14 protein-coding genes are annotated in these 19,210 nt (G+C 60.8%); 9 read left to right on the forward strand and 5 right to left on the reverse strand.

Annotation, left to right across the window (positions count from 1 at the left end; genetic code table 11):
- Positions 1-34: 34 nt before the first annotated feature.
- The 3 genes from H567_RS0104360 to H567_RS0104370 are packed head-to-tail and all read left to right on the forward strand — an operon-like array spanning position 35 to position 4,307.
- Complete coding sequence (locus H567_RS0104360) at positions 35-1,432, forward strand: B12-binding domain-containing radical SAM protein (RefSeq protein ID WP_028320464.1); 1,398 nt, start codon at positions 35-37, stop codon at positions 1,430-1,432.
- Complete coding sequence (locus tag H567_RS0104365) at positions 1,429-3,180, forward strand: hypothetical protein (RefSeq protein ID WP_028320465.1); 1,752 nt, start codon at positions 1,429-1,431, stop codon at positions 3,178-3,180. The genes H567_RS0104360 and H567_RS0104365 overlap by 4 nt, the downstream gene beginning before the upstream one ends.
- The gene (locus H567_RS0104370; RefSeq protein ID WP_028320466.1) at positions 3,177-4,307 is read left to right on the forward strand and encodes a DegT/DnrJ/EryC1/StrS family aminotransferase; all 1,131 of its coding nucleotides are present in this window, start codon (positions 3,177-3,179) and stop codon (positions 4,305-4,307) included. The genes H567_RS0104365 and H567_RS0104370 overlap by 4 nt, the downstream gene beginning before the upstream one ends.
- Positions 4,308-4,526: 219 nt before the next feature.
- On the opposite strand, the gene H567_RS0104375 is transcribed toward H567_RS0104370, so the two are convergent.
- On the reverse strand, positions 4,527-5,462 hold the full coding sequence (locus tag H567_RS0104375) for a glycosyltransferase (RefSeq protein ID WP_051184480.1): 936 nt from the start codon (positions 5,460-5,462) through the stop codon (positions 4,527-4,529).
- 541 nt (positions 5,463-6,003) lie between these two features.
- On the opposite strand from H567_RS0104375, the gene H567_RS26925 reads away from it, so the two are divergent.
- The 6 genes from H567_RS26925 (at position 6,004) to H567_RS0104415 (ending at position 13,847) form a co-directional block, all read left to right on the forward strand.
- Positions 6,004-6,864: a class I SAM-dependent methyltransferase gene (locus H567_RS26925; RefSeq protein WP_051184481.1), complete on the forward strand. Its 861-nt coding sequence runs from the start codon at positions 6,004-6,006 to the stop codon at positions 6,862-6,864.
- A 149-nt stretch (positions 6,865-7,013) separates the two neighbouring features.
- Positions 7,014-8,783: an asparagine synthetase B family protein gene (locus H567_RS0104390; protein WP_028320469.1), complete on the forward strand. Its 1,770-nt coding sequence runs from the start codon at positions 7,014-7,016 to the stop codon at positions 8,781-8,783.
- Entirely contained in the window at positions 8,774-9,499 is a 726-nt protein-coding gene (locus H567_RS23125; RefSeq protein ID WP_051184482.1) for a WbqC family protein, read from the forward strand. Before H567_RS0104390 ends, H567_RS23125 begins: the two co-directional genes overlap by 10 nt.
- Before the next feature lie 355 nt (positions 9,500-9,854).
- On the forward strand, positions 9,855-11,834 hold the full coding sequence (locus H567_RS0104400; protein WP_028320470.1) for a hypothetical protein: 1,980 nt from the start codon (positions 9,855-9,857) through the stop codon (positions 11,832-11,834).
- A 190-nt stretch (positions 11,835-12,024) separates the two neighbouring features.
- The gene (locus tag H567_RS0104410) at positions 12,025-12,561 is read left to right on the forward strand and encodes a hypothetical protein (protein WP_028320471.1); all 537 of its coding nucleotides are present in this window, start codon (positions 12,025-12,027) and stop codon (positions 12,559-12,561) included.
- Between the two features lie 209 nt (positions 12,562-12,770).
- Positions 12,771-13,847 carry a radical SAM protein gene (locus H567_RS0104415; RefSeq protein ID WP_084516885.1) on the forward strand — a complete coding sequence of 359 codons (1,077 nt, stop codon included), beginning with the start codon at positions 12,771-12,773 and terminating at the stop codon, positions 13,845-13,847.
- A gap of 19 nt (positions 13,848-13,866) precedes the next feature.
- On the opposite strand, the gene H567_RS26930 is transcribed toward H567_RS0104415, so the two are convergent.
- From H567_RS26930 to H567_RS0104435, 4 genes are all read right to left on the reverse strand, one after another.
- Positions 13,867-16,140, reverse strand: a complete 2,274-nt coding sequence (locus H567_RS26930; protein WP_028320473.1) for a secretin GspD/PilQ domain-containing protein — start codon at positions 16,138-16,140, stop codon at positions 13,867-13,869.
- Entirely contained in the window at positions 16,140-17,045 is a 906-nt protein-coding gene (locus H567_RS0104425; protein WP_028320474.1) for a hypothetical protein, read from the reverse strand. The genes H567_RS26930 and H567_RS0104425 overlap by 1 nt, the downstream gene beginning before the upstream one ends.
- Positions 17,046-17,258: 213 nt before the next feature.
- Positions 17,259-17,819 (reverse strand): type II secretion system protein GspM, encoded by a 561-nt coding sequence (gspM, locus tag H567_RS0104430; protein WP_028320475.1) that lies wholly within the window; start codon positions 17,817-17,819, stop codon positions 17,259-17,261.
- 7 nt (positions 17,820-17,826) lie between these two features.
- The gene (locus H567_RS0104435) at positions 17,827-19,200 is read right to left on the reverse strand and encodes a PilN domain-containing protein (protein ID WP_028320476.1); all 1,374 of its coding nucleotides are present in this window, start codon (positions 19,198-19,200) and stop codon (positions 17,827-17,829) included.
- Between the last annotated feature and the right edge of the window lie 10 nt (positions 19,201-19,210).

The raw sequence follows: 19,210 nt of genomic DNA on the forward strand, positions 1-19,210 counted from the left end.
CGAGGCATCCTTCCGTGATGAATGACCCTCCGTTATGAAGATCCTATTCGTCATACCCATTTCAGACGAGCGATTCAACAGCACGCCCGACATCGGCCAGGGGTACCTCGCCGCCCTGGCCCGGCAATCGGGGCACAGCGTCGCCTATCTGGATTGTCTGGTGGAGCCATGCTCCTATCTGGATTTCAGGCGCCGCCTCGAGGCATTCCGCCCCGACATCGTCGGCATCAAGGTCTTCAGCTGCGATGTCCCGAGTGCCGCAGAGATGCTGCGCATCGTCCAGGAGACCCTGCCCGGGGCGGTGACCGTGATCGGCGGTCCACACCCCTCCTGCGAGTCCCCGGAAAACCTTTTCGAGCAGTTCCCCGGCCTCGATTATGCCTTCGCCGGAGAGGCGGAGCCCGGGTTCCAGGCCTTTCTGAGCCAGCTGGAGCAAACAGGGCGGGCCGGACCCGGCATTCCGGGGCTCCTCTATCGCGCAGATGATCGGATCACGGCCAACCACAGGGCCTTTGCGGACGATCTCGATGCGCTGCCCATGCCCGCCTGGGAGATCCTGAGGCCGGACCGTTACCGTTGCGGCTACTCCTTCATGACCACGAAGCTCCCGGCGGCCCCCATGGCCGTCACGCGCGGATGCCCTTTCCACTGCACCTTCTGCGGCTCCCACCTCATCACCGGAAGGCGCGTGCGCCGAAGGAACGTCGATCACGTCATCGATGAAATCCGCTATCTTCAGAAGCGCTTCCATGTCCGCACCATCGACATCGTCGACGAGAATTTCGCGCTCGATGCCTCTTTTGTCGGCCGGTTCTGCGAATCATTGCTCAGCCACGGCATCCGTATCGACTGGGACTGCCCCTATGGCATCCGCATAGAAAGGCTCAGCCCGGACCTTGTCCGCCTCATGGAGCGCTCCGGCTGCTTCGGCTTTTCCATCGGCATCGAAAGCGGCTCCCAGCGGATCCTCGACTCCGTCAAAAAACAGCTGAGCCTCGAAACGGTTCGTGAAAAGGTCCACATGATCAAAGCCGTGAGCGGCATCACGCTCCAGGGATATTTCATGCTGGGCTTTCCCAGCGAGACCCGGGCCGACATCGAGGCGACCATCCGCCTGGCCTGCAGCCTTCCGCTCGATTTCGTCGTCTTCTCGCCTCTGCGGGTGACCGAAGGGACGGAGATCTACCAGGAGATCACGGAACGATTCAAGGCGCCGCCGGATCTCTACTACCAGGGATTCGGGCGCCGTCATTGCCTGAAAGGCTATGCCGACCCGTCCGAAAGGGAGATGGCCGGACTTTATCGAAAGGCCTATCTGAAGTTTTACGGCCGCACGCGCGTCGCCCTGAACGTTCTGAGACGCGTCAGGACACCGGCCCAGCTGAAAACGATCTTCAACGGGATCCTGCGATCCATCGCCGTGAAGCGATGACGACCTCCAAAACATCGGAAACCCATGGCCGACGGGAGGACACCCCTGTCGAAAAGCGCGGAAATCCCCGGGCAAACGACCTCGGATTTCTCGCCCTCCTGGCCTTCCTCTGCCTTGCCCTCAGCTGGGCGCCCTACCTCTACGGCTATGCCACGGCACCGCGCGATGCCTGCTTCACGGGGCTTGTCGGCAGAGATGTTCCGGGCGCCTATATGTATCTCATGTGGGAACGGCAAGCCCTGGACGGGGCGCACCTCTTCGAAAACCGTCTGACGCCCGAACAGCACGCGCCTTTTTACTTCAATCCCGAGTGGTGGCTCCTCGGCAAGGCGCTCAGGCTGTCGTCGCTCTCCCTGACCGCCGGCTTTCACGTGGAAAGGACCGTGACGGTCATCCTCCTCGTTTTCGGCCTGTACTATCTCGCCGCGCGCTTTTTCACAGACCCCCGGGAGCGCCGCTGGGCGCTCATCGTCATGCTTTTCGCCACCGGGCTCGGCTGGGTCCCCTATGCACTCGACCACTCGGGCCTTTCCGTCCCGGACTTGAGGCTCTGGGACATACAGGGGATCAACCTCTTCGGATACCTGATCAACAAACCCCATTTCGTGCGCGCGATCCTGGGGACCTGCATCGCCATGGCCTTTCTCCTCCGGGGGGAACAAACCGGGCGGCGCCGCTTTTTTCTGTTCTCAGGCCTCACGGCCTCGCTCACCGCGGCCGTCCGACCCTACGACCTTCCGCTGCTCCTGATGGTCTACGCCTTCTTTCCCGCGCTTCTCTCCCTTCAGGAAAGAACCGTTTCCCCGCGCCGGGCGGGGCATTATCTGACCGCCCTGGCCGGAACCCTTCCGGCCGTCGCCTACTACCTCTATCTCCGATACGGAACGATCATGGACCGGGTCTGGAAAGGGGTCGAACTCGAACCGCTGTCGCCGCTCGAACTGGTGCTCTGGCTGGGGATCCCCTTTCTGACAGGATGTTTCTGCTTCGGAGGGTTCAGGCATCTGCACCGGAACACGCGGGAGGTGATCCTCCTCTCCCTCTGGGGGGCCGCCCTGCTCGTCCTGATCTACGCCTACCCTCTCATCCCCTGGGGGATGGAAAGCGCAGGGACTTTCTATGTCCTCTCCGCCCTCGCCTGCTGCGTCTGCGTGTTTCGACACGCAACACCGGCGCTGCAGGCGCGTTTGGCCCGTTGGAGGAAAGGCGGGTTCACCGCGCGCGGGCTCATGATCGGGGTCCTGCTCCTGTCCCTGCCCAGCAATATCATCCTGTATGCCAATCTCTTCGAAGACCTGTCGCGGCACGCGCGGCCCTATTACCTGCCGCGCGCGCTGATGGAAGGCTTCGATTGGCTCGACCGTCATTCCCAACCGTCGGACATCGTCCTGGCGGCGGCAGAAAACGGCGGCTGCCTGCCGGTTTACGGAGGGGTCAAGGCATTCACCGGCCACTACCATTTCACGATCGATTTTTCCGGAAAAAACGCCCTCGTCAAACGGTTCTTCGATGAGCGCGAGCACGACGAATTCCGCCGGGATCTCCTCGAACGCCACGCCGTCCGTTATGTCCTCTACAGTGACACGGAAAAACACCTGGGCGGTTTCGACCCGGGCAGGGCCGATTATCTTCAGGCCGTTTACCGCAACGAGCAGCTCACCCTGTACGAGGTCTCCGAAGACATCCGCGTTCGGGGCGGTGAAGCAGGCGTGCGGCCCGGCAACCACCCCCTGGAGGATTGTTCATGAAGGTGGAATTCTACCGGCACTCCCTCGGGGAAGAAGAAGAACGATCCCTGATCAACGCGCTGCGGGGCGTTTTTCTCACCTCGGGGCCCGTCACCCGCGACTTCGAAAAGGCCTTCGGGGAATACCTCGATTGCCGGCACGTCGTCGGCACCTACAGCTGCACGACGGCGCTGTTCCTGTGCCTCAAGGCGCTCGGCATCGGCGCCGGGGACGAGGTCATCACGACGCCCATGACCTTCATCGCCACGGCCAACGCCATCCTGGAGGCCGGTGCACACCCGGTTTTCGTGGACGTCGAGCGCTCGACCGGCAACCTGGACGTTCAGCAGCTCTCCGGGGCGGTCACCGAGCGGACGAAGGCCATTGTCCCGGTGCACCTCTACGGGCACATGTGCGACATGCGCCGGCTTTCGGACGTGGCACGCGCCCGGGGTCTTCATCTCATCGAAGATGCGGCCCACTGCGTCGAAGGGTCGCGGGACGGCGTCCGGCCCGGGCAGTTGAGCGATGCGGCCTGTTTCAGCTTCTATGCGACCAAGAACATGACCGCGGGGGAGGGAGGGGCCGTCGCAACCAACCAGCCCGAGCTGGCCGAAAGGCTTTTCATCCTGCGGTCCCACGGCATGGACAAGGCTGCGGCCGATCGGTACTCAGGCGCCTACCGGCACTGGGACATGCCCCTTCTGGGATACAAAGGCAACATGTTCGACCTCCAGGCGGCGCTGCTCCTGCCGCAGATCGGCAAACTCGCGCAGAAGCTGCAGGAAAGGGACCGCATCCGGCGGCGCTACGACGAGGCCTTTTCGCACCACCCCCTGCTCGGCCTGCCGCAAACCCTCGAGGGCGCCACACACGCGCGGCACCTGTACACGGTTTGGGCGCCGGCCGGAAAAAGGGACGCCTTCCTGGCAGGGCTCAACCGGGAAGGCATCGGTGTGGCGGTGAACTACCGCCCCGTCCATCTCATGCAATATTACCGCGGGCAGCTCGGCTTCAGACCCGGCATGTACCCGGTCGCGGAGGAAATCGGGGAGCGCACGGTCTCTCTTCCGTTCTATCCCGGCTTGAAGGACGAAGAGGTCGAAGCGGTGATCGCGGCGGTCGAAAAAACACTTTCGGCCCTTTGACGGCGCACCCCTGCCCCCCCTCGGCCATCCGCGCAACAAAATGGTCTCGATCCGGTGCCGGGCCTTGCACGGGAAAAGCCCCCGCCTGCAGTCCGCGAAGGCTGCCGCGCCGGATCCGGCGGCAGCACGGAAATTTCTTCGGTCTTCTGCACCCGCGGCGCCTTCACGTCCACCGCGGCTGCCGCCCGGGACAGCCCCCTTGCCGCTTCTCCGCTCGAGTCAATCGAAGATGCGCTCCACCCGGTAAATCGGCTTTGATTCGACCTTCTGGTAGACGCGTACGACAAAGTCTCCGAGCACACCCAGCACCAGGAACTCGATGCCGGCAATCAGAAGCAGGAGTGCGACGAGTCCTGCACCGACGGGGCTGACCCCTTCAGACCCGAAGGCCAGAGAGGCCACCAGGCAGACAAACCCCAAAACCAGGCTCACGAAGGTCAGGAGGCAGCCGGCGATCGCCACCCGCTGGAAGACACGCCGTGAGAAATTGGTCAGAAAATCGAAGAAGAGATCGATCAGGTCCAGCATCGTGTAGCGCGAGGCTCCCCTCACGCGGGGATAATGGGCGACCGGCATCTCGGCGATCCTCGGAGCTAGACGGGTGGCCAGCGGCTTCAAGTAGCGTTGCATGTCGCCGTATTCGCGCATTTGAACAGCGATTTCCGACCGCAGGGCATTCAGCGGACAGCCGTAGTCCTTCAGCTTCTTTTTGGTGACGATATTGAGCAGGCGGGTAAACAGATAGGAGGGCAGTTGACGGAGCCAGACGGAATCCGTTCTAAAGCCCCGGATGCCGCTCACGAAGTCATATCCTTCTTCGATCTTCTCGACGAGTTTCAGGATGTCCGCCGGCTCGTTCTGCAGGTCCGCATCGAAGGTCACCAGAATCCGTCCGGACGCGGCCGCGAACCCGGCGATCGTCGCCGGGTGCTGGCCGAAATTGCGGGCGAGCTTGACGATCTTGATGGGTATGCCGCCGGTGGACGATGCCTTGAAGGTCTTCAAGATCTCCAGGCTCCGGTCCCGGCTCCCGTCATCCACAAACACCATCTCGCACTGGTACCGCGTCCCGCTGAGGACGGCCGTCATCCGATCCAGAAGGTGGGGTAGGCTTTCCTCTTCATTCAACACCGGGATCACCACTGAAATATCCATAAGGCTGTTCTCCCTTGATATCGAGCCTGGGCGGCCGGCCGCGGCATGCCCTCTGTCACCCCACCCGGGCGGTCTGCCTGGCTGCTTCATCGCCGGGGACTTTCGGCTCATGCGCCCTCACGGCCTGAAGCCCCGGGACCAGGACCGCCGAACCGCCCTCGATCGTTCCAGACACGCCGCTACGCCTGCTTGTAGCAAAATGCCCCTCCACCCGCCAGGGAAAAATGCCCGATGGAGGGCAAACCGGGCATAACGGCGCATGCGCAAGGCGGGGGCGTTGAACCTGCCGCGCAGGAGATCCTTTTCTTTTCGCTGAGCTCCGCTGACAGGATCCCCACCCGATACCATTTGTATTCGTGGATCTTCAATGCTATGGTTCAGTCGAACCGCTCCTGGCCGGGTCGGCATGGCCTCTGCGCGGAAAACTCCCTGTGCCCCGCAGGCCTGTCCGGAAAACAGGAACGACCCTCTCGCAGACCTCCAGTTCGACGCGCCGGTTGCCGGCAAGGATCGAAGGAATCCCGGATCACCATCGAGGATCATGGAAAAGACCCGCCGCCCCGTTCAACCGAAAAAGCCGTTTCTCCACCGGAAGGCTCTCACAGCCTCCGAGCGGGGCAAAGGATCTTCCTTCCTCTCCCTGCCGGATTGGGACCGCGTGGCCGCGGCGATCGGCGAGAGCCTCGGTAAACCCGACTTCGATTATTTCCGGAACGACAAGCTCGATTGTTACGATACCTTTTATTTCGCCGACAGGGTCCCTGCCCCCATGGTCCTCGATGTGGGCTGCGGCCCCGGGCACTTCATGCTCTTCGCCGCCCGGAACGGAGCCAAGGTGACAGGCCTGGACGCCTCGGCCGGCATGCTCCGGCTCACCCGTCAGCGCCTCGAGTCAGCCGGTTTCGACGGGCTCCTGCTTCAGACGGATCTCGATACGAGACTCCCTTTCCAAGAAGCGACCTTCGACCTGGTGGTCTGCGAGTCGGTGCTGAACCACATCAGGCGCCCGGCGGACGTTCTCGAAGAGATCTTCCGCGTCTTGAAAAAGGACGGCACGTTCGTGCTGGACGTCTCCAACGCCTGGGGCCTTCCCTGGCGCACGGCCATCCGGCTGGCGCAGTGGACGGGCAGCTACCCCGAAGGCCGCATCCATTGGTTGACCCCGCGCCGCGCCGAGCGGCTGGTCGAGAACGCCGGTTTCAGGGTCCACGAAACCCGCGGCCTGCACCTGATCCCCCCGCCGCGCTTCACCTCGATCGGTTTCCGCTCGAGGCCGCTCCTGCCGCCCGCCGCAGGACTACGCCTGGAGCGCCTTTTCTACCGCCTGAACCAGACGCTCGAGCGGACGGCCCCCTTCAAACACGTCTGCTTCAAATACCTGATCAAATCACGGAAACCCTGAGCGCCTAACGGTCTTCCGTATCGTGGATAGAAGCCCCGGGGTACCCCTGTCGCTCGACCGACCCTTGAGCGCAGGAAACCGCTTGCGGTTTTCGACTCCGGACATTAGACTTTTCGGATCATTTAAGAACGGGAGGAAAAACAGCATCTGTGGATCAAATCTGCGGCCTGATCGACCGAACCGGCCGGGGACCGGACGGCCGGGTCCTCGAGGCGCTGAAACGCCCCATCGCGGAGAACCGCCCCTCACAGGATTTTTTCGGCGGCCGCTGGGGGATATCCCTTGTCGAACGTCGGCCCAACCGCGCGCAGCCGCTTGATCCAGGGGAATGCTTTTCGGAGCAGGGCCCACTCGCCTGTGTTTTTTTCGGCGACCTCCACAATTCCCGGAATCTCTGCAGTGCCGTGGGCGCTGCACACACGGCCCCTTCCCCGGCCCAAGCGGTCCTCGAGGCCTATCGCCGATTCGGCCCGAGCGCCTGCGCGCTCTTGGAAGGGGCCTTTGTCCTGCTTCTCGAAGACCGCACCCAGGGCCTTTGCATGTTGGCACGCGACAAACTGGGGGCTTTCCCGCTCTACGTCCATTCCTCGGACAACCGGCTCCTGTTTGCGTCCGGCCTCGGACCACTGGTCGATTCGGGCCTCATCGCGTTAGCGCCTGACACCCGGTCCCTGGCCGACTACCTCACCTTCCAGTTCCCGCTGGAGCACCGGACCTTCTTCTCCGGGATCCGGGCCTTGCCCCCTGGAACCCTCTGCATAATTGAAAACGGCGTGCTGCGCCTCGAGGAGGCCTGGAACTTCGAATGGCAGCCCTTGGACGAACCCGCCGAGCGGTATCGAGACCGCCTGCGCCAGGCCCTCCAAGACGCGGTGACCGCCGCCGACACCCTGCCGCATCCGGTCTCCCACCTGAGCGGCGGGCTCGACAGCAGCCTCCTCGCGCTTCTTCTCTCGAAGCGCCACCCCGCGCTCGAGACCTTTTCAGGCGTCTACCCGTACGGTCCGGCCTACGACGAAAGCCTTTTCGCCTCCAAGGTCGCCGAGCACTGCAGCCTCCGGCACACGGAGGTGCACCCCGGCCCGGAAGACGTCATCCGGCTCCTGCCGGACATGGTCGCACAACTCCATGAACCGGTGAGCGACGTCGCTTTTTCCCGCTACGCCGTCGCAAAGGCCATCCGGGACCATGCACCGGAGGCCTGCACCGCCTTCTGCGGCCAGGGCGCCGACGAACTGTTCGGCGGCTACACCTTCTATCAGGACTTCATGGATCAGCGCTTCCCGGGCGGCCTTCCGGAGCAGGCCTATCAGCGCCGGCGCCTCTTTTCCCCCGAGCAGATCCGCGGCATCCTGCAGCCCGAAGCCTACGGAGGGCTTTTCGGGGCCTACGACCCTTTAGCCGTCTACGGGCTGTCCTTCGGCCGCACCGGCCCGATCCTCGACCGAGCCGCCATGGCCGACATCAGGGGCTTCCTCCCCTACTGGCTCCAGATCGAGAGCCGGATCGACGCCGCCGTCGATCTTCAGCCCCGATTCCCTTTCCTGCACCATGACGTGCGGGACCTCGCGGCACGCATCCCCGCCCACCAGAAGATCCGCGACGGCGCCGGCAAATGGATCCTGCGCCAGGCCTTCCACGAAGACCTCCCGAAGGACGTCCTGGACCATGTCAAGATCGGTTTTCGAACACCCTCGGGGATCTGGTTCAAAGACGCGCTCTTCGACTTCGCCTCCGAAGCCCTTTTGGCGGCACATTCCGGCCTTTCCAGCTTCCCCGATCTTTTCGCGCCCGCCGCCGTCAAAGACATGCTGGAGGCCAACCGCCAGGGGCGGGCAAACCTCGGGTGGCAGATCTGGACCATGCTGCTCTTCACGCTCTGGCTGGATCGGTATTTCGGGGGCAAGCCGTGCGCGTAGCCATCCTCCAACCCGGGTATCTGCCGTGGATGGGCTACTTCGACCAAATGAACCAGGTCGATGTCTTCGTGCACGCCACGGATCTCCAGTACACTCGTCAGGACTGGCGCAGCCGGAACCGCATCAAGACCCGCACCGGCTGGCAGTGGCTCACGGTCCCCGTGCACTCCAAAGGAAATTTCTTCGCCCCCATCCACAGCATCCGGGTCAACAATTCCACCCCCTGGGCCCGCAAGCACTTGAACCTCATCCGTGAACATTACCGGACCGCTCCCTTTTTCGACCTGTACTTTCCCCTCTTCGAGGAAGCGCTCAATCGTGAATGGGAGTACCTTCTCGATCTCGACCTTTATTTTATCCATCTCTTTAAAGACATCCTCCACATTACCACGCGCTGCATCGACATCCGCGACCTGCAGCTCCCTCAACCGCTCGACCGCGTCCAGCGAATCATCCAAACCTGCCTTTATCTTCATGCAACGCTTTACCTTTCAGGAGACGCGGCCAGAAATTATCTCGATGAATCCTTTTTCGCCCCCCACGGAATCGTCCTGCAATTTCACGACATGTCCCACCCCGTCTACCCTCAACTCCACGGACCCTTCATCTCCTACCTCTCCCTGATAGACCTTCTCTTCAACTGCGGCCCGGCGAGCGCCTCCTATCTCTCCTCGGCCGCCGGCCAATCACCCGTACTCACCAAACAATCCCTATAAGACGGCCATTTCGCCGCCTAGGCCACGCGCCTCTACGCATCGCGTCCCAACTCTACGTCACACCGACCTTTCTCCTGCTCAGACCAGCTAAAAACCTCTTGACAAAAAACCTTCTCCTGAATTATGCTTTCACGAGTCTTTTTACGTTCTATAGATAGTGGTTTTTGACGCGCCGGGCGCAAAAATGCTTGACATCTATGCGCTCCGTGCGATAATTCCCCAAAATGCCCATCAGCTGTAGTTATTTCAAACCTAGACGCAGAAGGGAGGTGATGAAGCCAACGGTTCTGAAAGGAAGACCCGCTTGTCCGCTTATTGTTTTTCGTTCGTTGAAATCTTCTAAGGAGGTAAAGAGATGAAAAAGGTTATTTTCAGTTTCCTCGTGTTGCTGTTAGGCATCGGCCTCGCGGCTGGGAACGTCACCGCGACATCGTACGATCCCAGCAACCAGGGTGGCTGGACCCTCAATGATGGTCCGCAGACCATGATTCCCCCGGTGACGCCCATGCTTTGGAACCACGGCAACTTGGGTGACGCCCTCTACGGCGAGATCTACCGCGCCGTCAGCAGCGATGAAGCACCGGCTTACAACTTCGTGACGTATTTCAGCGTCCAGAACACTTCCGACTACTGGGTGGCCGCCCACATCAGGCTCCGCGCGGGACGTTACAGCATAGAAGTCTACGACTTCCCCATCCTGCTGTCCCCCCGGGATGTCTTCTGGATGCAGTTCGAAGCTGTGGAGACCCCGTCAGGTGCTTTTGGGATCAAACTCTTCAGCAATGACGCAAACACGCTTGGCCACAGCGGCCTGCCTTCTCCTTGGAGTGCGGACCTCAAGACCATCCTGATCGACCAGTTCACCTATCTGATCGACTCGATGGGCTGGGACGAAGATGACATTCTGATGGAGACCACGCAGGGTCACATCGAAGTGTTCGGCCTTTTCGCGTTCAAGTGGCCCAGCAGCAATCTTCCCCCGGGTCAGAGTTTCAAGACTATCATGCCCAAATTCTACGCTAAAACTGCAGGCCTTGCCGCCCAAAACTGCACCGATTTTTACAACGAGAAGGGCGTACAGGTCGAGCCCACGGTATCCATTTTGGAGGATTACGGGTTTATCACCGCAGTCGACGTCGGCAACTACCTGACGGGGCAGGTCCACGTCGGTGATTTCGCCACGGGCCACTACATGGGATACACCATGCGTGCCATCCAGAACTTCCGCGCCGCCTGCGGTACGCTGGACATTAAGGAACCCGGCAATAATGATGAGTGCGGTCTAGTAGAGACTCGCTGCGACATCCTTGATGCCCACTTTCCTTACCATCGGGATGACATTCTCCGCGGCTGGCTCTCGCCCCCGGGCGTAATCGTTTACAACGCCTATGGCAACGACTACCCCTACACGGAACCCGACTGGGCCACCAGCTGGGGGCCGACATGGAATGACGGCGACGACTATGTCAACAAGGGACATATGCCCCGTTGCGAAAAGGATCTCAACCCCATTTTCGAAGACGAACGGCGGCTTCTCGCCAGCCAGTCCTGGAGCCTTGACGAAGTGGACGATGCCATTGTCAAGCAGCAGGTCTGGGGCCCCTTCTTCAACGGTGGTTTTTCTGGACAAACCTACACGCTGGCCGCTGTGAGCTTCCCGACCAAGTACCTCCACTTTTTCTTCAACGCCCAGAGCGGCCTCAAGGATTGGCTTGGGAACGGCCTCGTCGGTCCGGACCTTGATACCACCAATGCCTGGCCCATTTCTTCCAATCAGGCGAAGAATGTGCGGGCCTACATGGATGTAAAGTTCTTCCAGGATTTCCGTCCGGTCGATATCGGCTTCGGCCTCTGGGACCTCAAGGAAGTCCCCTGTAACGTTGGCCAATCTCCGTACCCCATCATCTCGCTGCCCTGGGAAGTCACCCTGGTTCCTATCGGTCGTGCCTCCCAGATCGCGCTTGCTGAATTCTGTTTCCTCATTCACGCTCCGACGACTCTAGGCAACTGCCTTGCCGCCGATCCGGCGTTGTTCCCGGCTGGCCAGTTCACCATGCAGGGTTTCGAGATCTCCGGTGGCGATCCCAGGAACCAGAATTACTGCCATGCTGGCGGACCCTTCTCCCAGTACTTCCCGATGAGGCAAGGAGTAGAACTGGGCTCTATGCTGAGCACCTTGTATAACTTGCCCGTCGGCGCGCTTGCGGATATCATCCCCGCCTCCGTCCAGTTGATGGATTTCGAGTTCACGGGTGGTCCGCACTCGCGTATGTTTGAGCCCGCTTGGAACAACCCGCGGATCAACTACTGGTTCGAATGTGAGAACGGCGATTAAGGGCGTGTCTGTTGCCTGCCTTGGTTAAGGATGTCCCGGGCAGGCAGTGGAAAATGTAGCTGAGAACCTTTATTGGGCGGCAAACCTTCCTTTGGAAGTCTTTGCCGCCCTCTTCTTTTCTTCGATTTTCCGCGAACCCAGCGGCGCGATCGCCTCGTAGCCGCGTTCTCATCAGAAAGGCCGGTTTTTCATGATCCAGATTTTGCCCGCCCATCCTGTAGCTATCTACCGCGTTTTCATTCTGTTCCTCTGTCTGCCTTTGGCACTTGCGCTCGCTTCCTGCAAAGAGTCCGCCAAACCAACTGTCTCGCTGTCCCCGCAGGAGGCGGTCGCCAGCCGCGCCCTCGAATACTGGGCGCACAGGATTAATGGCGACATGGAGAAAGCCTACGCCATGGAGGATCCCGAATCATTGAAAGGCCTGAAGCTCGGCAAGTACATCCAGAGTGTCGGAAGTTCAGTCCATTGGAAAAGTGCGGATGTCTCCCATGTGAAGCTTTTGGAGGATCAAAAAAGCGCCATTGCCTACATGAAAATCCGCTACGTCTATTCGTTCGCCAAGGAGGATCCAGATTCTTCCGAGCTTGAAAGCACGCTTGCGGAAAGGTGGCTATTGCGGGAAAATCAATGGCTACACCAATATCGCTTTCCGTTTGGCATTCAACCCGATAATGGCCCTGAAAAGCCCCCTGGTAAACAGTCTGAAGCCCCTCAGGACAACAACTAGGCGTTAGAGCCCCGCGGCGGCGCCCCCCTGCTTTGGGGGGGGGCTGGAAGGGGATTTTCCTGGCTTCTTCACGAAGCCCTAAACTGTTCTGATAGTCACTCCCGGCGACGCCTGACCTGACCGCCTTGTTTTGGCAACCGCCGCCATTCAGAACCGTCGCTCTTCACCCTTGCCCGCCCTTCGGCCCCGGCTGTCGGCACTCTTCTAGAATGGACTATTCCGGAATATACCAGCTGCTATCCAGGTTCTCCGGTGCTCTTTGCCGTAGCCTGCCAGGAAACTTTGCGCCTGCGCCTTTACAGATCTATGTCGAACTGACCTATCGCTGCAACCTCGCCTGCAGCTTTTGCCAATTTCGGGAAGTCTCCGCTCAATCCCCTGGAGCCAAGCTGGAACTCACTTCCAAAGAATTCGAGCGGGTGCTCAGCAACCTTACCAGAGGTGCTATCGTCTCGTTTTCCGGCGGTGAACCGACCCTCAAACCCGGCTTCCTCGATCTGCTTACAGCCGTTTCCAAGAGAAACCGCACACACATTTTCACCAACGGCACTGGCATCGATCGCGTGACCGCAAGGCGTTTCGTGGATCTTGGCGCCCCTACGCCAATCCACAACGGGCTGGTTTTGGTGGGAATATCATTCGAGGGACTGGAAAAGACCCACAACAGCATCGTCCAGCGTTCCTGGGCCTTCGACCGGACGCTGTCGGGGATTCAGACTCTGTTGGAGGAACGTAGGCGGCGCGGGAAGCGCTTCCCCCTGGTCGAGATCAAGGCCGTGCTCACCCGTGAGAACCTGGGTGAGATCGAGAAGCTGTTTCAACTTGCCAAAGACCTCGGGGCGGACCTCTTCAACCCGATGGCCATGAACATGATGCCCCACCTCGGGCGCATCGGGGGGTTCAGCCCCTCACCCTGGGACCCCCCCCCGCCGGTCGAGCCTCTGCCGCGAGCGGAGCTGCAGACAACCCTCGAATCCATCTTTCGGCAGGCCGGGCCGATCCAGGTCCGAACCACCCCCCAGGGGATCGGGCCGAAGGACTTCGCCGATTACTACAACGGCGCCTTTCGCCTGCAGGATTACACCTGTTCCTTCCCGTGGCACGGCATGACCCTGACGGCGCACGGCGACATCTACATCTGTCCTTATCTCAAGGTGGGAAATATTCAGGAAGACAACTGGAAGGAGGCGCGCAACCACCAAAGCGCCAGGGCTTTCAGAAAGGCTCTCGGCAGCCGGGGGGTCTTCCCCGGCTGCCTCGGCTGCTGTTCGCTGGTGCGTCGCTGAACGCGGCGGGCCTCGGCGCTCAATGCTGAAAGCGCTCGGTCACATGCCGGACCTTGTCCTTGAACTCCGTGGTCACGATGTCCACATCTTCGTCATTGACGATGACGCGGGGGGTGATGAGGATGATGAGTTCGGTCTTCTCGAGGCTCTCCGAGCCTGTCCCCGTCAGGTAGCGGAGCACCGGCGCGTTGATCAGGCAGGGCACCCCTCCGAAGGATGAACTCTCCTTGTCCTTGATCAACCCTCCTATAACGAGGGTTTGGCCGTCCCTCACCGTCAGGGTCGTGTTGACCGTCCGCTTGAAGAAGGATGGATATTTCTGGCCGGCCACCTGCACGTCCTCACTCTGGTCGCTCACCTCCTGGCTGATCTCCATCGTCACCAGGCCTCGCTCGTTGATGTGCGGCGTCACGGTCAGGATGACACCGGTGTCCCGGTACTGGATGCTCGTTTCGGTCACGGGATCCGTGCTGGAGCTGTAACGGTAGGAGGCACTCGCCACCGGGATTTCACGGGAGACGTCCATGCGCGCCTCCTTGTTGTCCGACGCGAGCACGTGCGGACTGGAAAGGACGTTGACCTTGTTTTTGGATGCCAGGGCATTCAACTCGGCGTACCACTTCTCCGTCACTCCCAGCGAGTATTTCAGGCCTGAAGCGCCGAGCGTGGCGGCGAACGAGGTCGGTTTGCCGATGACCGCGCTCCCGAACGACCACTCCACCCCGAGCTGGTCGCTCTTGTCGAGGGTGATCTCGGCGATCGTCGCCTCGATCAGCACCTGACGCGGCAGGATATCCAGTTTTTTCAGGATCTCCGCGATGACCCGGTAGTCCGACGGCACCGCGTCGATGATCAGGGCGTTGCGGATCTCGTCGGCCGTGATGGTCACATCGTCCTTCAGGGTGCCTCCGTTGCTTTTCTCTCCCTTGCTCAACGTGGCGCTCGTGGTTCCTTTGGCGGTGGTCGAGGTCGTACTCCCCGTCTCTCTCGTGCTGCCGAGCGAACTGGTGCGCTCGTCTTCGTCGCGGTCGCGCATGGAGCTTTCGCCGAACGGGTTCCGCGAGTAGGAGCTGCCGGTCGTCTTCTTGCTCGTCCCGGCTGACTGGCCGCCGACGCTCCCCCCTTCGCCGCTGAAGACGTTCTGGAGGATCTCCGCCAGGTTGGAGGACTCGCCGTTCTTTACATAGTAGACATAGATCTTGTGGACGACCTCCTCGGATGCGACATCCAGCTCCGCAATGAAGCTATCGATCCGAGGGAAGACATCCGGTGTGGAGCTCACGACCATCAGGAGATTGAGGCTCGAGATGGCGATGAACTTCATCGGCAGATTTTCACGCGCCCCGTAGGCTGTAAAGATATCCTCCAGGATGCCGCCCATGTCCTCCGGCACCATGTGCTTCAGGGGATAGATACGATAGTGGACATTGTCGAAGATGTTGACGTCGAAGACATCCACCAGCCGAAGGATCTTGTTGATGTTGAGGCTCTTGTCCACGACGACGAGGGTGTTGCTCCCGGGGTGGGACAGGATCACCCCGTTGGCCGATACAAAGGGCGTCAAGAGCTTCGTCATCTCGTCCGGCGATATGAACTGCAGCGGGATGAGCTGGATGATGATGCGCTCTCCAGCTGCACCGATCTCCCCTTCCCGTCCGAAACGGGATACCACCGGCAGGCGCGAGGCGTCCTTCAATGGAATGATCTTGTAAAAGTCCCCTTCCTTCACCGCCGCGAGGCCGTTGATGTCCAGGATCTGATTGAAGATGGGGAACAGATCCGCCTTGCTGAGCCCTTTGGCCGTATGGATGGTGACCTTTCCGCGCACCTCCGGGCCGACGATGTAGCTGATGTCGAGCAGATCGCCGACCGTCTTGATCACCTCATAGATGTCGGCATCATCAAAATTGAAGACCACCTCGCTGCCGTCGCCTTTCTTTACAGGTGCAGCCGGCTCAAAGATGGTCCCTTCCTCCAGCCGTTTCGTCTTCGCGGCGGCAGACGAGCCCCCGCCGCCCCTGACGGTGCGGGACAGAGTGTCGGGGCCTTCCGGTACTACCGCCCCATCGATCTCCGCCACGGATGTGGAATAACTCCTGCGGGATCGCGCTTCGGTCGCCTCCGCGCCGGACGCTTCAAGCGAGGTGGCGGGAGGCGTCTTTTCGGCCATGTCCGCCTCTCCGCCACGTTCCGTAACCTTCCCTAACGGGGGAACGGCGCAGCCCCCGGCAAAAAGAAGGAGTGACAGGGCCAAAGCAACGATGGTGGTTGCAAACAGCAGCCTTTTTTTCATTAATTAACCCTCAAAAGTTTCTCTCTTATGTTGGCAGGAAGTTTTCGCACGGGTGCGTCCGGCGGGCTTTCAACCGCCCCGGGCGGGGCCGCCGGCTCAGGTGCGCTCGGAGGCGAGGGACTCGCGCCTTGGGCGGGGGCCGCTCCCGGGGCCGCCTCGCTTCCAGGCGGGGTACGCGGGGCGGGCAGGGGCGGGGCCGCCGGCTCAGGAGGAGAAGCGGCCTGCGCCGGTTCGCCGGGCTTCACCTCGACGACGATCGGCTTGCTCTCCGTTGCCTTCACTTTCTCGCGCTCTTTTGGGTTTCGGGTATCATAGAGAAAGACCTCATAACGACCCTCCGACGCGTCGGTCAGGACAACACGGTCCGCCAGGATCTCAGACAGCACAAACATGTCTACACTCTCGCCGACCTTCACCCAGCTCCGTTCCAATTGCTGCGCCCCGCGCCGCGCCCGCTTGTAGCGCAGCATCCGGAGTTGCTGCGGATCGAGGCCCGCCTCATCGAGCACAGCCGGGTGCTGGAGCAGGGCGGCCCTGTAGTCGTCCACAATTACCACCCCGTAAAGGCTGATCTCTTTCAGGACATCCTCGGCACTTCGCTGCATGCGGGGGTCAACCCGCGCCTCGGGCTCCTTTTTCTCCTCCGGCTCCTCTTCCTTCGGCTCGGCCCGATCGGCCGCAAACAGGTTCTTCACGGCCACAAGCTCGTATTCCGCTTCGGAAGGAACCTCTTTCTGAAAGGCCTTCGGCAGGGGGGCCGCCGGTTGACCGGAAGAAGATTCCCCTTCACTCACCTCGACAACCTCCTGGCGGTCGCTCACCCAAACCGCATATGTCTTGATCCCCAGGAAGATCAAGGCGAGCATCAGGAGCAGATTGACTATCCATATCCTTTTCAGCATCATGCAAGGCCACTCTCAGTGGGTCCCAAAGAGTTCACCCCAAAAACCGCAACGGCAGGCTGACCTGAAAACCTGCGCTGAATCTACAGGGTCCGAAACCAGCGATTACGACTTGTGCAAAGGCCTTCATCCTGCCCGAAAAGCCGTGCTCACCCGGAAGGCAACGTGCGGATCGACACCCAGATTGGCAAAAAACACCCCTTCCGGATTGAGAATTCATGAACTTTTCCTCATCAGGCCGACAACGGTCACATCTCCCTGAATTTGCTCCACTCTACCCCGCCGGACCACGTTAATCCGCACTTTTTGCACTGTCAAGTATTTCGGCGAGCTTTCGATTTGATACAGGATCTCCTTCAACTGCCGGATGCCGCAGTTCACCGTGAACTCGACCGGAACACTCATGTAAGGCAGGCCTTCGACCGGTTCGGCCTTGAGGACCCTGACCGTTTTGGTCTGCACTTTGCTGCGGTCAGCAATGCCGTTCAGGATACTCTGGATATCGGCGGCCGCAAGAGACGGCGTCGCACCCTTCAGAAGCCCCGCCTCCATCCGCCCGAGCATCTTTCGCAGGCTGTCGATGCGGGCATTCACGTCCTCCCCGGACTCCACCACCTTCCGGTGCTTCCTCAAAGTCAGCTCCCGTGAGGCGATCTCGTCGCTCCAATCGAACATGCCGCTCAGGGCGGGATAGAAGCGGAAAAGCACCCCCCCAAGAAGCGCCAGAAGGCCGCATATCACGATGATCCGGGTTCTCTTGTTCCATTCAATCTGCATGCCCGCCCTACCCGATCTTCAAGCCGATCCGGAACGTTTCCTTTCCTTCACGCGACTTCGTAATCCCCGAGAGAAACGACACATCTTTAAATATCGGCGAGTCTTCCAGGAGCGTGATAAGCTCGGAGGCCGTGTCCGCGTAACCTTCGATCTCGACACTCCTCTCCGAATAGCTGAACCGCCTCAGCCAGGCCGTTTCCGGGATGAGCCGCGTCAGCTCCCTCAGGATGTCCAGGACCTGCGTGTCTCCCTGTTCCAGGCTGTTCAGGTATTTGATCCGCGCCTCGAGCGCCTCGCTTTCGGCGGTGATCTCCCGGATGCGGCCCACGTCGGCCTCGAGCTGTGTCTGCGCCTCTTCCAACTGTGCGAGGTAGTCCTTTTCCTGGTGGTACGATCCAGCTCCCCACGCAAAGGCCAGAACGACAACCAGCACCGCCAGGACCGAGAACACGTACAAACCGGTCCGGCTCGCTTTCTTGCGGTAGCGGGGAGGCAGAAGATTGAGCTTGACGAACCCCTCCCCAAGGCCTCGCAATGCCATCCCATAGGCCAGGATAAAATGGCGCGACGGCAAACCGAGCCCATCCGGGTCCACCGGCCTCGGCTCGAAGCCGCTTAGACCATCATCCGCCGAAAGGACCGGAAAGGCGGTCTCCTCCGCGCTGATATAGGCTGGGATGAGCCCTCCTCCATCCGGACCCTCGACCTCTTTTTTGAGCCTTCGGAACCCTTCCACCCAGGCCTGGACCTGACCCGGCCGGCCGGCTCCGGCTGGAAACGCCCGCGAATAGACGAGTCTTCGCCCTTCGACCACGTTCAGTTCGGCGTCGCCATCCCCGGAGAAGAGCAAGGCGGCAGAGCCCCGCCCCACGGATCCGATCCCCAAAAGGCAGAAATTGGCCAGTGCAGAGGCGCTCGGCTCTATTCCGGAGAGCAGCAGGGAAGAGGATGCGCCGTCCCCGAAAAGCGGCTCGATGCTCCGAAGCCTCGCCACCGCCAGCAGCACCTTCATCTGCCCCGCTTTCCGGTCCTCAGCCACCACCTCGAAATCGAAACAAACCTCCTCCGCGGGAAAGGGGACATACTTTTCGATCTCGTACCCGATCGTTTCCCGGAGGTTTTCCTTGACCGCAAGCGGCAGATCGATGAACCGGACAAAGGCCCGGTCACGGCCGACGCCCGCGTAGATGTCGGTGCCGGCGATCCGATTCGCCCGCATAAATTCGCTCAGCAGTTCATGCAGACCGCCCGGCTTTATTTCCTCCCCGATCGGAAAGACCGCATGGGCGGCGACTTGCACCTTCTTGCCGCTCTGGGTCAGATAGATCATCCTGACCTTTTCACGGCCGATATCGACGCCGATGCAGGTTCTCAATGCCAAGATCCACCTC

The organism is Desulfatiglans anilini DSM 4660, from assembly GCF_000422285.1.
GTDB classification, from domain to species: Bacteria; Desulfobacterota; DSM-4660; order Desulfatiglandales; family Desulfatiglandaceae; genus Desulfatiglans; species Desulfatiglans anilini.

Coding starts and splice junctions, on each gene's coding strand:
- H567_RS0104360 (WP_028320464.1), top strand. CDS start 35: ATGAAGATCCTATTCGTCATACCCATTTCAGACGAGCGATTCAACAGC.
- H567_RS0104410 (WP_028320471.1), top strand. CDS start 12,025: ATGATCCAGATTTTGCCCGCCCATCCTGTAGCTATCTACCGCGTTTTC.
- H567_RS26930 (WP_028320473.1), bottom strand. CDS start 16,140: ATGAAAAAAAGGCTGCTGTTTGCAACCACCATCGTTGCTTTGGCCCTG.
- H567_RS0104425 (WP_028320474.1), bottom strand. CDS start 17,045: ATGATGCTGAAAAGGATATGGATAGTCAATCTGCTCCTGATGCTCGCC.
- H567_RS0104365 (WP_028320465.1), top strand. CDS start 1,429: ATGACGACCTCCAAAACATCGGAAACCCATGGCCGACGGGAGGACACC.
- H567_RS26925 (WP_051184481.1), top strand. CDS start 6,004: ATGGAAAAGACCCGCCGCCCCGTTCAACCGAAAAAGCCGTTTCTCCAC.
- H567_RS0104415 (WP_084516885.1), top strand. CDS start 12,771: ATGGACTATTCCGGAATATACCAGCTGCTATCCAGGTTCTCCGGTGCT.
- gspM (WP_028320475.1), bottom strand. CDS start 17,819: ATGCAGATTGAATGGAACAAGAGAACCCGGATCATCGTGATATGCGGC.
- H567_RS0104375 (WP_051184480.1), bottom strand. CDS start 5,462: ATGGATATTTCAGTGGTGATCCCGGTGTTGAATGAAGAGGAAAGCCTA.
- H567_RS0104400 (WP_028320470.1), top strand. CDS start 9,855: ATGAAAAAGGTTATTTTCAGTTTCCTCGTGTTGCTGTTAGGCATCGGC.
- H567_RS0104370 (WP_028320466.1), top strand. CDS start 3,177: ATGAAGGTGGAATTCTACCGGCACTCCCTCGGGGAAGAAGAAGAACGA.